Annotated in this window: 14 protein-coding genes, 10 tRNA genes and 1 rRNA gene; 21 read left to right on the top strand and 4 right to left on the bottom strand. The window is 42.9% G+C overall.

Annotated features, from left to right (window positions below; translation table 11 throughout):
* From rrf to HCK02_RS08075, 12 genes are all read left to right on the top strand, one after another.
* Positions 1-74: ribosomal RNA gene (rrf, locus tag HCK02_RS14280) — 5S ribosomal RNA — on the top strand; the annotation flags it as partial.
* Between the two features lie 11 nt (positions 75-85).
* A tRNA-Val gene (locus HCK02_RS08125) sits at positions 86-161 on the top strand.
* Positions 162-170: 9 nt separating this feature from the next.
* Positions 171-244: transfer RNA gene (locus tag HCK02_RS08120), tRNA-Met, on the top strand.
* Positions 245-248: 4 nt separating this feature from the next.
* Positions 249-324: transfer RNA gene (locus HCK02_RS08115), tRNA-Asp, on the top strand.
* Positions 325-327: 3 nt separating this feature from the next.
* A tRNA-Phe gene (locus HCK02_RS08110) sits at positions 328-400 on the top strand.
* A 20-nt stretch (positions 401-420) separates the two neighbouring features.
* Positions 421-493, top strand: a tRNA-His gene (locus HCK02_RS08105).
* A gap of 21 nt (positions 494-514) precedes the next feature.
* Positions 515-585 (top strand) — tRNA-Gly (locus HCK02_RS08100).
* A 10-nt stretch (positions 586-595) separates the two neighbouring features.
* Positions 596-669 (top strand) — tRNA-Ile (locus tag HCK02_RS08095).
* A gap of 6 nt (positions 670-675) precedes the next feature.
* Positions 676-747: transfer RNA gene (locus HCK02_RS08090), tRNA-Asn, on the top strand.
* 31 nt (positions 748-778) lie between these two features.
* Positions 779-869: transfer RNA gene (locus HCK02_RS08085), tRNA-Ser, on the top strand.
* 5 nt (positions 870-874) lie between these two features.
* A tRNA-Glu gene (locus tag HCK02_RS08080) sits at positions 875-946 on the top strand.
* Between the two features lie 66 nt (positions 947-1,012).
* Positions 1,013-2,170 (top strand): MFS transporter, encoded by a 1,158-nt coding sequence (locus HCK02_RS08075; RefSeq protein ID WP_167629622.1) that lies wholly within the window; start codon positions 1,013-1,015, stop codon positions 2,168-2,170.
* Positions 2,171-2,220: 50 nt separating this feature from the next.
* Here HCK02_RS08075 and HCK02_RS08070 read toward each other — a convergent pair whose 3' ends face one another.
* Positions 2,221-3,159 (bottom strand): 1,4-dihydroxy-2-naphthoate polyprenyltransferase, encoded by a 939-nt coding sequence (locus HCK02_RS08070; RefSeq protein WP_167629621.1) that lies wholly within the window; start codon positions 3,157-3,159, stop codon positions 2,221-2,223.
* 146 nt (positions 3,160-3,305) lie between these two features.
* Here HCK02_RS08070 and HCK02_RS08065 point away from each other — a divergent pair, with 146 nt between their 5' ends.
* From HCK02_RS08065 to HCK02_RS08040, 6 genes are read left to right on the top strand one after another with little or no spacing between them, the layout of a single operon-like run.
* Positions 3,306-4,697, top strand: coding sequence for an isochorismate synthase (locus HCK02_RS08065; protein ID WP_167629620.1), 1,392 nt, complete (start codon positions 3,306-3,308; stop codon positions 4,695-4,697).
* A complete protein-coding gene (gene menD / locus HCK02_RS08060; protein WP_167629619.1) occupies positions 4,694-6,433 on the top strand; it encodes a 2-succinyl-5-enolpyruvyl-6-hydroxy-3-cyclohexene-1-carboxylic-acid synthase in 1,740 nt (579 codons plus the stop codon). The genes HCK02_RS08065 and menD overlap by 4 nt, the downstream gene beginning before the upstream one ends.
* Positions 6,430-7,224 carry a 2-succinyl-6-hydroxy-2,4-cyclohexadiene-1-carboxylate synthase gene (gene menH, locus HCK02_RS08055; protein WP_167629618.1) on the top strand — a complete coding sequence of 265 codons (795 nt, stop codon included), beginning with the start codon at positions 6,430-6,432 and terminating at the stop codon, positions 7,222-7,224. Before menD ends, menH begins: the two co-directional genes overlap by 4 nt.
* A gap of 13 nt (positions 7,225-7,237) precedes the next feature.
* Positions 7,238-8,053: a 1,4-dihydroxy-2-naphthoyl-CoA synthase gene (gene menB, locus HCK02_RS08050; protein WP_122864796.1), complete on the top strand. Its 816-nt coding sequence runs from the start codon at positions 7,238-7,240 to the stop codon at positions 8,051-8,053.
* Between the two features lie 5 nt (positions 8,054-8,058).
* Entirely contained in the window at positions 8,059-9,486 is a 1,428-nt protein-coding gene (locus HCK02_RS08045; RefSeq protein WP_167629617.1) for an o-succinylbenzoate--CoA ligase, read from the top strand.
* 31 nt (positions 9,487-9,517) lie between these two features.
* Entirely contained in the window at positions 9,518-11,149 is a 1,632-nt protein-coding gene (locus HCK02_RS08040; protein ID WP_167629616.1) for an NAD-dependent malic enzyme, read from the top strand.
* Positions 11,150-11,178: 29 nt separating this feature from the next.
* Here the strand turns inward: HCK02_RS08040 and HCK02_RS08035 are convergent, their stop codons facing one another.
* Both HCK02_RS08035 and yidD read right to left on the bottom strand, forming a co-directional pair.
* A complete protein-coding gene (locus tag HCK02_RS08035; RefSeq protein WP_167629615.1) occupies positions 11,179-12,129 on the bottom strand; it encodes a metal ABC transporter solute-binding protein, Zn/Mn family in 951 nt (316 codons plus the stop codon).
* Between the two features lie 175 nt (positions 12,130-12,304).
* A complete protein-coding gene (yidD, locus tag HCK02_RS08030) occupies positions 12,305-12,556 on the bottom strand; it encodes a membrane protein insertion efficiency factor YidD (protein ID WP_167629614.1) in 252 nt (83 codons plus the stop codon).
* A gap of 70 nt (positions 12,557-12,626) precedes the next feature.
* Here yidD and ytkD point away from each other — a divergent pair, with 70 nt between their 5' ends.
* From ytkD to HCK02_RS08015, 3 genes are read left to right on the top strand one after another with little or no spacing between them, the layout of a single operon-like run.
* Positions 12,627-13,112, top strand: coding sequence for an RNA deprotection pyrophosphohydrolase (gene ytkD / locus HCK02_RS08025; RefSeq protein ID WP_167629613.1), 486 nt, complete (start codon positions 12,627-12,629; stop codon positions 13,110-13,112).
* 27 nt (positions 13,113-13,139) lie between these two features.
* Positions 13,140-13,382, top strand: a complete 243-nt coding sequence (locus HCK02_RS08020) for a DUF2584 domain-containing protein (RefSeq protein WP_167629612.1) — start codon at positions 13,140-13,142, stop codon at positions 13,380-13,382.
* Between the two features lie 15 nt (positions 13,383-13,397).
* On the top strand, positions 13,398-14,312 hold the full coding sequence (locus HCK02_RS08015; RefSeq protein WP_167629611.1) for an L-lactate dehydrogenase: 915 nt from the start codon (positions 13,398-13,400) through the stop codon (positions 14,310-14,312).
* Positions 14,313-14,353: 41 nt separating this feature from the next.
* Here HCK02_RS08015 and HCK02_RS08010 read toward each other — a convergent pair whose 3' ends face one another.
* Complete coding sequence (locus HCK02_RS08010) at positions 14,354-14,629, bottom strand: hypothetical protein (RefSeq protein WP_167629610.1); 276 nt, start codon at positions 14,627-14,629, stop codon at positions 14,354-14,356.
* Positions 14,630-14,642 lie beyond the last annotated feature (13 nt).

The raw sequence follows: 14,642 nt of genomic DNA, 5'->3' as shown, positions 1-14,642 counted from the left end.
AACACGGTAGTTAAGCTTCTCCGCGCCGATGGTAGTTGGGGGCTTCCCCCTGTGAGAGTAGGTCGCCGCCGGGCAAGGTTCATTTGGAGGTTTAGCTCAGCTGGGAGAGCATCTGCCTTACAAGCAGAGGGTCAGCGGTTCGATCCCGTTAACCTCCACCATATTATCGTCGCGGGGTGGAGCAGTCTGGTAGCTCGTCGGGCTCATAACCCGAAGGTCGCAGGTTCAAATCCTGTCCCCGCAATCGTGGTTCCGTGGTGTAGGGGTTAACATGCCTGCCTGTCACGCAGGAGATCGCGGGTTCAAATCCCGTCGGAACCGCCATTTGGCTTGGTAGCTCAGTTGGTAGAGCACTTGATTGAAGCTCAAGGTGTCGGCAGTTCGATTCTGTCCCAAGCCACTTTTAAACTTTTGCCCATGGCGGGTGTGGCGAAGTGGTTAACGCATCGGATTGTGGTTCCGACATTCGTGGGTTCGATTCCCATCATCCGCCCTCGTTACATTAATTTCATATGCGGGTGTAGTTTAGTGGTAAAACCACAGCCTTCCAAGCTGTTATCGGGAGTTCGATTCTCCTCACCCGCTCTTTTACTAGGGGCCTATAGCTCAGCTGGTTAGAGCGCACGCCTGATAAGCGTGAGGTCGGTGGTTCGAGTCCACTTAGGCCCACTTGATTCCACAGTAGCTCAGTGGTAGAGCAATCGGCTGTTAACCGATCGGTCGTAGGTTCGAGTCCTACCTGTGGAGTTCCTTTTAAAATAGGATTTATAATAATAATGGAGAAGTACTCAAGTGGCTGAAGAGGCGCCCCTGCTAAGGGTGTAGGTCGCTCGCGCGGCGCGAGGGTTCAAATCCCTCCTTCTCCGCCAGTTTAGGCCCGTTGGTCAAGCGGTTAAGACACCGCCCTTTCACGGCGGTAACACGGGTTCGAATCCCGTACGGGTCATTTTAAAGACAATGCTTAGGTTCCTAGGCATTGTTTTTCTTTTAGTTAAAAAAGGAGGGGGTTTCTTTGCAAAATAAGAGAAAAGAGTTTTGGATTTTAACGGTTATTGTGGCTATTTCTGGTCTTTCACAAGGACTACTTTTACCGTTAATTTCGATTATTTTTGAAGAGAAAGGGATTAGTTCTGGAATCAATGGCTTCCATGCTACGGGAATTTACATCGGCGTTCTTTTGATTTCTCCGTTCATTGAGGCCCCACTACATAAATATGGATTTAAGCCAATTATTTTAATGGGTGGTTTTTTGGTTGCTATAGCATTATTGCTATTTCCTGTTTGGTTTAATTTATTCTTCTGGTTTTTCTTACGCTTAGTTATTGGTATAGGGGATCATATGTTACATTTTTCTTCGCAAACTTGGATTGGTGCAATGACGGAACCGCAAAAGCGTGGAAGGAATATGGCTGTTTATGGGTTGTTTTTCTCGCTTGGATTTGCGGTTGGACCACAATTGGTTAATTTAACGCATATTAGCCCTAATTTTCCTTTTTATGCTTCAGGCGTGCTTGTATTGATTGCTTGGTCGTTAATTTGGTTTATTCGGAATGAATTTATTTCGGAAGGTGAGGAAATACGGCAGATTTCTTTTTTTGCAAGTATGAAACGTTTTTCTACAGTGCTTAAATTTGCATGGGTAGCAATGATTCCGCCATTTCTATATGGCGTTCTTGAAACCGGTTTAAATGCGACATTTCCGATTGTGGGTTTGCGAGATAACATGGATACGTTTTTAATCACAACCATTATTTCATCTTTTTCTGTTGGGACCATTTTGTTTCAAGTCCCAATTGGAATTTTTAGTGACAAAATGGGACGTGGCAAGGTGCTACCGATTTTTACTTTTTTAGGAAGCCTAGTCTTTTTATCACTTGCTTTTATCTCGACAAATTGGCTTTTTATTGTGATTTTCTTTGTTCTCGGGATTCTTGTCGGGTCGCTTTACTCGCTCGGGCTTTCCTATATGACCGATTTGACACCTGTCGAACTTCTTCCTGCAGGAAACATATTAGTTGGGATGTGCTTCAGTATGGGGAGTATCCTCGGCCCAAGTATAACGGGGGCGCTTATTGGGATGCTTGGTTCGGTGAGCTTTTATTATGTGATTGCGATTTTGCTCGCACTTGGATCATTTGGCTTATTTACACAACGAAAAAATATGGCATGAAAAAGCAGTTGGCTTTGTTTCATAAAACAAAGCCAACTGCTTTTTTTGATTTACATAAATAGATTTTTTTGAAGTAAACTGAGTAAATATGCAATGGCAAGCAGTAATCCAAAGAAAGTGATGGCCTTGGATGTTGCTTTCATGGCTGGCATCATCGAGAGTGGCTCGCTTTTACCAATGTAGCCTCGAACGGCTCGGATGGCTTCTCTTGCACTAAGTAGGATGATTAAAGTCCAGTAAGGTGCGTCCATCCAAATGATAAGTGAGAGCTCGAAGACATAAGCGAATAAAAAGGCTAAGCCAAACAGCAAGGTTCCTGCCTTACGTCCTAAAAGAATTGCCAAGGTGAGGCGTCCGCTTTTTTTGTCGGGAACAAGGTCTCGTAAACTATTAGCGAGAAGCAAGTTACCAACGAGCACCATTACCGGTATGGAAATATAAACGATTTCTTTTCCGATAAACTCAGCTTGAATATAGAAGGAAATAAAGGTAATGATTCCTCCCATGAAAAAGCCTGCCATGATTTCACCAAAGGGTGTGTAGGCGATCGGGTAGGGGCCACCAGTATACAGGTAACCAACAAGCATGCAAATGGCGCCAAGTAAGCCAACATACCAGTTTAGCTCGATGGATAAATATATCCCGCCTAATATGGAAAGAATGTAAAGGAAGATCGCTAGGAATAAAATGAATCCTGGGCGCATGCCATTTCTGACGATAGCTCCTCCATTTCCAACTGAATGCTCGTCATCGTGTCCTTTTTTATAGTCATAGTATTCGTTAAATAAATTGGCGGAAGTTTGAATGAAAAAACAGGCAATCAGCATGACAATGAAACGTAAGAAATGAAAATTTGTATAGCTCATTGCAACGGATGTGCCTAGAAAGACGGGAACAAAAGAGGCAACTAAAGTATGTGGACGAAGTAGCCGCCACCATTTTTTGAATCCGGATTCCTTTTCAAGAACTTGTTTTTCATAAGTTGCCATTTTTTTTCGCTCCTTTTTTAAACGGTCTTTCTTCATTTTAGGGAAATAATCGTGTTTCGTCAATCCTTAAGAAAGAAAGCGAAAATTAGGCAGGAAGGCCTCACTTTTGATATAATAGAAGAAGTGTAGTAAAGGAGAGATGAGAAATGGGAATCACATTACCTCTTGCTTTATTTGAACAAGCAAAACGTCATGCGACAAAGGACGAACCAGCACTTCTTAGTTATGTTCATGAATTTACGTCTGATGTTTCACCGCTTGTTTTATATCAGAAAGCAAAAGATGCTTTTTCTGGAGAACGATTTTTTTGGCAAAATCCTGAAAAAACTCTTACACTGGCAGGTTTTGGTGTAACTGAACAATTTTTAGCTCAAGATAAACAAAAAGATGCATATGTGGGTCTTGAAGATAGAATTCGTGCACTTAAAGTTAGAACGGTTACAAATGCGACGGAAAAACAAACGGGTCCACTTTATTTCGGGGGCTTTGCTTTTGATCCTGAACGTGAAACTGGAAAAGAGTGGCAGTTTTTTAAAGATGCTTTATTTTATTTGCCACTTTTCATGGTAACGAAAAAGAAAGAACAAGTTTTCTTGACGGTAAATGTTGTCATTTATCCGGATGATGAAACGAACAAGTTTGAAGCTGTTCAGGCGCAGTGGGAAAAAATTGCGAATGCAGCGGTTCCAAGTTTGGAAATTGATACGCTTGTTTCGGCTAAGGAACTGGATCCGGATGCCTTTTTAGAGAATGTAGCAGAAATTGTTAGTTTGCTACAAGGTTCCGAAGACTTACATAAAGTCGTTTTATCGCGACGGATGGGACTTCGCTTTGGTCATCAAGTTGACAGTGGGGCCGTTTTGGAGCAGATGATAAAAACGCAAAGCAGTAGCTATTTCTTTGTTCTTGAAAAAGGATCGGCACTATTTTTTGGAGCTACACCAGAGCGGCTTGTTGAAGTCTCGGATGGAGAAGTTTACTCTGCTTGTGTAGCAGGATCTGCGCCTCGCGGTAAAACAGATGTTGAGGATGAAAAACTCGGAAATGAGCTACTGACGGATGCGAAAAATTTATGTGAACATCGCTATGTAGTGGATATGATTGAAGATACACTTCGAGGATTTACAGAGGATTTATCGGTTTCAAGTGAGCCTGTGTTGCTTAAAAATCGCGATATTCAGCATCTTTATATGCACATAAAAGCGAAGAAACGCGCGGATGTGACGATTACGGAGATCGCACGAGCACTTCATCCTACACCAGCACTTGGCGGCTTGCCACAACAAATGGCCAAAGCGATTATTCGAATGAAAGAAACGGATGATCGTGGGTTATATGGTGCACCAATTGGATTTGTAGATATGGATTTCGAAGGTGAATTTGCAGTAGCGATTCGTTCTGGGCTTGTAGTGGATTCGTTAGGTATTTTATTTGCGGGTTGCGGAATTGTTTCGGATTCTGTACCTGCGCAAGAATTAGAAGAGACACGGATGAAATTTCAACCGATGCTTAGAGTATTAGGGGGAACGGAATTATGACAAATCATCAAGAAGCGATGACGACTTATTTAAGTGCTTTTGTAGAAGAACTGGTTCAAGCAGGTGTAAAAGATACAGTGATTAGTCCGGGATCACGTTCTACGCCACTTGCGCTTTTATTTGCAGAACACCCAACACTGAAGATACATGTAGATGTGGATGAACGTTCGGCTGGTTTTTTTGCACTTGGAATGGCGAAAGCCTCTAAGCGTCCTGTTGTGCTTCTTGCAACAAGTGGAACAGCGGTTGCCAATTATCTTCCTGCGGTTGCGGAAGCGAATTTGTCGCAGATTCCACTTATTGTTTTGACGGCGGACCGTCCGCATGAATTGCGAAATGTAGGGGCTCCACAAGCAATGGATCAAATTCATTTGTTTGGAACTCACGTAAAAAGCTTTACGGATATGGCACTTCCAGAAGACTCAGAAGAGATGATTCGTTATGCAAAATGGCATGGTAGTCGTTCTGTCGATATCGCGCTCAAAACGCCACGTGGTCCGGTTCATGTGAACTTCCCGCTTCGGGAGCCATTAATTCCGATCTTAGATCCTTCTCCTTTTGCGGCAACGGATAAAAAGCGCCATCATGTGCACATTTATTATACGCATGAAGTGCTTGAAGAAGAAGCTCTTTCGAAGATGGTACAGGCTTGTAATGGGAAGAAAGGCTTGTTTATTGTTGGGCCGCTCAATAAAAAAGAAATTGAAACTAAATTTATCGAAACAGCTCGAAATTTTGGTTGGCCCATTTTGGCCGATCCACTTTCAGGACTTCGTTCTTACGGGGAACTAGATGAGCTTGTTGTGGATAATTATGATGCTTTACTGAAAAGCGATGCGTTTAAAAAGGAAATGGAACCGGAAATTGTTATTCGTTTTGGTGGAATGCCAGTTTCAAAACCGCTGAAAATTTGGCTGGAATCTCTTTCACACGTGCGTACATTCGTAGTTGATCCAGGGGCTGCTTGGCGGGATCCTGTAAAAGGTGTCACGGATATGATTCATTGTGATGAGCGCTTTTTACTAGAAGCTTTGAAGGAAGCAAAAGTTAAACAGCCCGAACACTGGTTGAACCGGTGGCAATCTCATAATCAAGCGGCTCGTCGCGTTTTAGAAGAGCATATGACTTCGATTGACCGTTTAGAAGAAGGGCAAGTTGTGTACGAACTTAGGAAGCAACTCCCTGAAGAAGCTGGTTTGTTTATCGGGAACAGTATGCCGATTCGTGATGTGGATACGTATTTTATGCAGACGGATAAGAAAGTTAAGATGCTCGCTAATCGCGGGGCAAATGGGATTGATGGCGTGGTTTCAGCAGCACTTGGCGCTAGCACAGTACTGCAACCGATGTATCTTTTAATTGGCGATTTATCTTTCTATCATGATATGAATGGGCTTTTGATGGCTAAAAAATACAAGTTGAATTTAACGATTGTTGTGGTAAATAACAACGGCGGAGGGATTTTTTCATTCTTACCGCAAAGCAAGGAATCAAAGTATTTCGAGACATTATTTGGCACGGCAACAGATTTGGACTTCCGTTACGCGGCAGCGCTTTATGATGCGAATTATGAAGAGGTGTTTGCAGTAGAAGCGTTTCGCGATGCGCTAGATAAGGCGGCTTATCACAAAGGGCTTGATATTATTGAAGTGCATACAAATCGACATGAAAATAAGGCAGGGCATGACTTGCTATGGCAAAAGATAGCGGACCAGATTGAACGTGATTCTAAATGAATTTGTTCTATGAGGTGAAGCGTTTCGGGCCGGGGCCCATTTTTTTGATGCTTCATGGTTTTACAGGAACACATGAAACGTTTCAAGAATTGCTTCAACACTTGTCTTATGGGACGGTGATTCTGCCTGATTTACCTGGACACGGTAAGTCACAAGCGACTAGTGAGAAGGATTATTCGCTTCAAGAAACGGAAAGGGCTTTACTTGCGATTTTAGAAGCGGAGTGTCCCAGAGAAAAGCCTGTTTTACTGGGGTATTCAATGGGAGGAAGGATCGCGCTTGCGCTTTCTGTAGATCATCCGGATGCTTTTTCGGGGCTTGTGCTTATGAGTAGCTCACCGGGATTGAAGACGGAAAGTGAGCGGCGCAAGCGGCGTAAGCAAGATGAGAACTGGGTAGATTTACTGCGCACAAGCGGGATTGATTTGTTTGTGCAAAAATGGGAGCGGCTCGCTCTTTTTGATTCTCAGCGCGCACTTCCTGTTTCTAGTCAAGAAAAGATCCAAACTGAACGGCTCGGGCAAAATTCAGAGGGACTTGCGAAAAGCTTGCTTGGGGTCGGAACGGGGGTGATTCCTTCATACTGGGACAACTTGCCGGAACTCACACTTCCGGTTTTGCTTCTTGCGGGTGAGAAGGATTTGAAATTTACGAGGCTTGCAAATGAAATGCTTGAGAAACTGCCGAATCGGGTTTATCATGAAATAGCGGGTGTTGGTCATGCTTTACAGCTTGAGGCACCAGAAGAGACGGCACGGGTGATTCAGCGCTTTTGTAAGGATTATTTATAGGAGGGTTTAGTTTATGGTGAACTGGACAACGGAAAAGGAATACGAAGAAATCAAATATGAATCTTTTGAAGGAGTGGCTAAGGTAACGATCAATCGTCCACATGTACATAATGCGTTTACTCCAAAAACGGTGATGGAAATGATGGATGCGTTTAGCATAGCTCGTGATGATGAAAAAATCGGCGTGATTATTTTAACAGGTGAAGGCGATAAAGCTTTTTGTTCGGGCGGCGATCAGAAGGTTCGTGGTCATGGGGGTTACGTTGGTGATGACCAAATTCCTCGGCTCAATGTTTTGGATTTGCAACGCTTGATTCGTGTGATTCCGAAACCTGTCATTGCGATGGTTGCTGGCTGGTCTATTGGCGGCGGTAATGTACTTCAACTGGTTTGTGATATTACGATTGCAGCAGATAATGCGAAGTTTGGCCAAACGGGGCCAAATGTCGGAAGCTTTGATGCGGGATACGGCTCGGGCTACTTGGCGCGTGTAATTGGGCACAAGAAAGCGAAAGAAGTTTGGTTCATGTGTCGCCAGTATACGGCTGAAGAAGCGCTTGATATGGGATGGATCAACACGGTTGTGCCACTTGCGGAACTCGAAACAGAAACGCTTGCTTGGGCGAAGGAAATGCTTAAGAAGAGTCCAACGGCGCTTCGTTTTATCAAGGCTGCCTTTAATGCGGATACGGATGGTCTTGCGGGCATTCAACAACTTGCCGGGGATGCTACTTTACTTTACTATACAACGGATGAAGCGAAGGAAGGTCGCGATGCCTTTAAGGAAAAACGCGATCCTGACTTTGATCAATTTCCGAAGTTTCCGTGATCAAAATGGAACATTGGCTTAAAATGCGAGCGCAGCTTTCGGGTGAGAAAACTGCGCTTTATTTTGAAGGGAAGTCGTTTTCGTTCGCAGAGGTTTATGAGACGGCAAGGGCATTTGCGATGCGACTTTCGGCTCTCGGAATTAAAAAACACGATTTTGTAGGTTTGCTTGGTCAAAACGACGCAGCGACCTATTTTTGGATTCATGCACTTGGACTGCTTGGCGCTGTTCCGGTTTTTTTGAATAACCGACTTTCAGCGAGTGAGATGAACTATCAACTTGCGGATAGCGGGGCAGAGTATTGCCTATTTCAAGATGATTTTTCGGAAAAAGCGGTGGATTTAAATGTGTCTGTACAATCTTTTTCAGCGCTTGAAGCTTTGTCTGGCGCAGCTTTCACCGAAATGGACTTAGACTTGGCGGATGTGGCTTCTTTGATGTACACTTCAGGTACGACGGGGAAACCGAAGGGAGTTTTGCAAACCTTCGGGAATCATTTCTTCAGTGCGACGGCGTCTATGCTCAATTTTGGTTTTCAAAAGGAACGTGATGCTTGGCTTTGTGTCGTGCCGATTTTTCATATTAGCGGGCTTTCGATTTTGATGCGCAGTATGATTTATGGCATGCCAGTTTATTTGGAGCAAAAATTTGATGTTGAAAACGTGGCGTCAAAACTCGAAAACGGGGAAGTGACGCATATTTCAGTGGTTCTGACGATGCTAAAACGCTTGCTTGACCGAGATCCAGAGGTTTTGGTACATCCGAATTTGCGGGTGGTTTTGCTCGGTGGCAGTGCGGCACCAGCTTCTGTTGTTTCGGATAGCTTGGAGCGTGGGTTTCCACTTGTTCAATCGTTTGGGATGACGGAAACGGCTTCGCAAGTTGTTTCGCTTGCGCCAGAAGAGGCTCGCGCGAAAATTGGTTCATCTGGACGTATTCTTTTTCCTTCTGAATTAAAGATTGTGAAGCAAAGCGAAACAGATCGTGACGGAGAAATTTGGATTAAAGGGCCGACAGTTTTTGCGGGTTATTTACATAATGAAAAAGCAACGAAAGAGGCTTTTTCTGACGGTTATTTTAAAACTGGCGATATCGGTTATCTCGATCAAGATGGCTATTTATTTGTCTCTGAGCGACGTAGTGACTTGATTATTTCTGGTGGAGAAAATGTTTATCCGACCGAAGTGGAACATCTACTTTTAAGTTTTCCAGAAATTTCGGAAGCGGCTATTGTGGGTGAGTCTGATTCAGAGTGGGGAGAAATTCCCGTTGCGCACCTTGTCAAGCGGTCTGAGATTTCGGAAGCGGAAATTTTTCAGCGGCTGAAAAAGCAATTAGCGGCTTTCAAAATACCCAAACGGTTGATTTTCCGTGAAACTCTTCCAAGAACGGCTTCTGGTAAAATTCAGCGTCACAAGTTAAAAACGAAGTAAGTACTAAGAAAAATGGGAAGGGGAAGAAAAAATGCTCGACTTGAAAGGAAAAGCACGTTTAGAGGATCCCTTTTTAAATAAAGGACTTGCTTTTACTGAGCAAGAACGCGAGTCTTATGGATTGCATGGGTTACTGCCTGATAAAACTCGCACGCTACTTGAACAAGTGGAACTCGAATATCAAAAACTTGGCGAACTCACAGATCACTATGCGAAAAATAAATATTTGATGACGCTTTATCATACGAATCGCGTTTTGTTTTACCGGCTGATTAGTGAACATATCGAAGAATTGCTTCCTGTTATTTATACGCCAACCATTGCGGATAGTGTGATGCACTATTCGAAGGATTTCGCGGAAATGACAGAAGCGGTTTTCCTCGATAGTGAACATCCAGAACGGATTCGGGATGCTCTTCTTGAAGCCAGTCGTTCGCTTGAGCAGGTTGATTTGCTCGTGATTACAGATGGAGAAGGCGTGCTTGGGATTGGCGACTGGGGAGTTGGCGGTGTAATGATTGCGGTTGGGAAGCTTGCCGTTTACACGGTTGCCTCTGGAATTGACCCGAAACGCGTTTTGCCTGTTGTGATTGATAACGGGACAAGCCGTTCGGAACTTTTAAATGATCCTCATTATGTAGGCAAGAAAAAACCGCGTTTGACGGGCGAAACCTATCTTCAGTTTATTGACCGCCTAGCTATAGAAGCTGAAAAGGCATTTCCAGGGGTTTTATTCCACTGGGAAGACTTTGGCCGTGAAAATGCGAGTGTCATTCTTGAACGATATCGAAATCGCCTAACAACGTTTAATGATGATATTCAAGGAACAGGAGTCATGATGGCTGCAGCGGCACATGCGGTGAGCAAAGTAACGCAAAAATCGCTTACGGAGCATCGCTTTTTGATTTTTGGGGCAGGAACCGCTGGTGTGGGCGTGGCGGAACAAATTAAGCTTGAACTAGTTCGTGCTGGTTTGAGCGAAGAAGCGGCACGAAATCAATTTTATTTGATTGACCGAAATGGTTTGATCACTGAGGATATGCTAGATTTAACGGATGGACAGAGTCGGCTAGCTCGAAAAGAAGTGGAGTTACGTGGTTTGACAGAGCTTCCAGAAATCATTCAACATGTTATGCCAACCGTTTTGATTGGCACGAGTGGGCAACCAGGTGCTTTTACACAAGAAGCGGTGACAGCGATGTGCGCGTATCAAGCGCGACCTGCGATCATGCCTATTTCAAATCCAACTCATTTAGCTGAAGCGAAAGCTGAAGATTTAATTCGGTGGAGTGATGGAAAGGCACTTGTCGTAACGGGAAGTCCGTCAAAACCAGTTCCTTATCAAGGCGTTTCTTACGAGATCGGACAAGCGAATAATGCTTTACTTTATCCAGGACTTGGACTGGGCATTGTGATTTCAAAAGCTAAACGAGTAACAGATGGTATGCTATCAAGTGCGGCGAATAGTTTAGGCGAATTGCAAGATTTAAAACGCCAAGGCGCATCGTTACTTCCACCTGTCAAAGAAGTTCGCAAAGTCTCGCTAGCGGTTACGGAAGCAGTTGTGCAAGCAGCGATTCATGATCAAGTGAATACAAAAGATATTCCAGATGTGAAGAAAGCTGTCGCAGAGGACATTTGGCAAGCGGAATACGAAAATTAAAAAACTGGGGCGAAAAATGCCCCAGTTTTTTAATAGTTTAATGCTTCTTTTAATGCTTCCAAGTTATCGTTCATAATAGAAATATAATCTCGATTTTGATGAATATCTTTTTCAGTTAATGTTTCTAAATTGTGTAGTTTCAATGTTTTTGTATCCGTTTCGCTTTGAATGACATCGGCAATCTTGGAATTTGTATTTTGTTCTAGCATAATGTAGGGGATCTTATCTTTCTTGATCGTTTGAACAATGGTTTGTAGTTTCTTTTGTGACGGCTCATCACTCGTTGAAATCCCAGCAATCGGAATTTGGTGCAAGCCATATGCCGTATCCCAATAGCTGTAAGCGGCATGCGCGGTTACAAAGTCTTTATGTTTGGCTGTTTTCGCCATTTCTGCATAAGCATTATCAAGCTTTTTAAGTTTTTCAATGGTTTTTTTGTAGTTGGCTTCAAAAGTAGCTTTTTGTTTCGGCATTTCTTGCGTTAAACGATCTTTGACGATTTTAGCCATTTCTTCCATATATTTTGGATAAAGCCAGACGTGTGGATTTATATCACCGTGGTCATGATCTTCATCTTCGTGATCGTGTTCTTCTTCATTCGCGGCGTCAGGATCTTTCGGAAGATCGAGTTTTTCAGCGAGCGGAATAAAGGACACGTTTTCATCTTTTAAAGTTGTTTTGGCTTTATCGACAAACCCTTCCATTCCGAGGCCAATGTAGAAGAAAAGGTTGCTATTTGCTAGTTTCAGCATGTCTTTTTGAGTGGGTTCGAAGCTATGCGCATCTGCACCAGCAGGATAAATGCTTTTCACATGTACATAAGAACCTCCAATTTGTTGTGTTAAGTAAGTCAGGGGATAAACGGTCGTATAGACTTGAATCTTCCCATCTTCTTTTTTCGCTTCGTCTGATCCACCGCAGGCAGCAAGCAGTAAAACGAGAATAAGTAAAGGGGCTAGCAGTTTTTGCCAGTTTTTCATCGGTAATACTCAACTCCTCAAATCAAAATCATTCCGTTTTAGGAATCAAAAAAATAAATCGTAATCGCTCCGATTTATTATCCGTTATTGATCTTACAGGAAAAAAAGTGGAAAAGCAAGTGTTTTCTGTAGAAAAAGAAAAACTGCCTGCTAGAAGACAGTTTTTTGTGCTATATTAATGATGGTGATGTTCAGAATGGGAAGCAGATTTTTTTTTTGGCACAGGATCAAATCCACCTTTATGAAAGGGATGGCATTTTAAAATTCGTCGAATGGTTAGATAGCTTCCTTTGAGCGCTCCATGTGTCTGAATCGCTTCGATGCCGTATTCTGAACAAGTGGGCGAAAATCGACAAGAAGGTGGCGTAAGCGGTGAAATGAATTTTCGATATAGGCCAATCAAGCCGACTAAAATTTTTTTTAACACGGAATTCACCTTCTAAAATTTACTAAATTAAGCTTATCATATTTTTGAAAAAAAGAAAGGAACGATGATTGTGTTTGTTTATCAAGATGCTTACGGGAACGATGTGAAAATTCATTTTGCGCAGTCAGAAGGGGAACAAAAGGATGTTCTTGTGATCCCGCATTACGAAGGAAAGTGGCTTTTTACGGAACATAAAATTCGAGGGCTCGAATTTCCAGGTGGAAAAGGAGAAGCTCGTGAAGATAATTTTGCAACAGCAAAGCGGGAACTAATGGAAGAAACCGGTGCGATTCCAGGTGAATTTCTTTTTGTGGCTGATTATGAAGTGCTAGCACCCGATCGTCCTTTTACGAAACGCGTTTTTTTCTGTGAAATTAAACAAATCGAGTTGAAAGATGATTATCTGGAAACGGGGGGACCTAGACTTATCAAGGGGCATTTGCGAGAAATCGTTCAAGAGGAAGGGTTTAGTTTTTTTATGCGTGATGCGGGGATGCAAGAAATTTTAAAAAGACTTGACGACTTGCTGGGCAAAAATGGCGATTTTCTGCTATGATAGAAAATAAGAATTGGAGGGATCCTAATGGGAATGCAGCTTGAAGTGAATACGATGGTCGTAACAAAAGGAAACGAAGAAAGAATCGGAGAAAACTTATTCAGACTCGAAAAAGCGGGCTACCGAATTTATCCACTGGATATTGAAATCGAGCTTCGCAAAATAAAAGAGGGTGAAACAAGCGGCATGGTAATCCCGCGTAAAGTTGTCTGGGAAAACGATGTAACGCTGCTAACATATGAACTTGTTTCGCTAAATTCAAGCAACTAAGAGGAGGCAATGAAAATGCAACAGAAAGTTGGAATTATTGGATGTGGTCACGTTGGATCGGATGTCGCTTTTTCAATCGTCACACAAGGAATTTGTTCGGAACTTGTTTTAGTGGATCAGAACACGGAGAAGGCAAGCAGTGAAGCCATGGAGCTTCGGGATATGTTGTCTGCAACACGCTCTTATACGAATGTTGTTTCGGGTGGCTATGAGTTGCTGCGCGATGCGGCTGTGATCGTGATGGCGATTGGACCTACAACGTTACTAGAAAAGGATCGGATGGAAGAATTAAAAGAGACAAGTGAAGCTGTTCGTTCGATCATTCCTAAAGTCATGCAGACGGGTTTTAATGGAATTTTTATTAACATCACAAACCCATGTGATGTTATCACGCAGATCATTGCAAAGGAAAGTGGACTTCCGAATAGACAGGTGCTTGGAACAGGAACCTTGCTTGATACGATGAGGATGCGAAGTGCACTTGGAGAGCATTTTCAAGTTTCGCCTAAAAGCATCTCAGGATACGTGCTCGGCGAACACGGAGAATCTCAGTTTATCGCTTGGTCGGGTGTTGAAGTTGGGACAAAACGAGCACTCGAGTTGCTTTCTGCAGAAGAGCAAATGGAATTTAAAGAAACGGTGCGAGCTCGTGGTTGGAACATTTTAATGGGAAAAGGCTGGACAAGTTTTGGCATCGCGACAGCTGCTGCTCGGCTTGTTGCAATTGTGCTTGATGATGCGCGTGAAGTCCTGCCTGTTTCGGTTTATGACGAAGCTGAAGAAGTGTATGCCGGGCGACCAGCAGTTATTGGACGAAACGGTGTTTGTCAGATTTTACCACTTGAACAATTAACGACAGAAGAAGAAAAACATTATCGAGAATCTTGCGCTGTTATTCGGCAAGCTTTTACAAACGTTTATGCGAAGTAATGAAAAACCAGACAGAAATTTTTCTGTCTGGTTTTAAAATTTTAAGCCTGTTCTTTTTTACGCTGAATCAATCGAACGAGACTGATGACAAGTGAACAGATATATTCACCGAAACTCGCAAAAAAGAGTGCAATGGCAATTTCAGTTTGCTTCAATCCACCGCCATAAAAACTAATAAAGAAAATAATGCCACTTGCAATTAATCCAATTGTGGCTAAAAAATATTTGAACCATTCTAGTTTGAAGACGAATTCAAAAAGTAGCATGGCTACGATAAATCCGGCTAAAAGGATTAGAGTAAGTATAAATAGACCCATAATTTAACTCCTT

The sequence above is a fragment of the Listeria valentina genome (assembly GCF_011800755.1).
Lineage (GTDB): Bacteria > Bacillota > Bacilli > Lactobacillales > Listeriaceae > Listeria > Listeria valentina.
The sequence above is the reverse complement of the archived record's forward strand: the minus strand, read 5'-3'. Positions and strand labels throughout refer to the sequence as shown.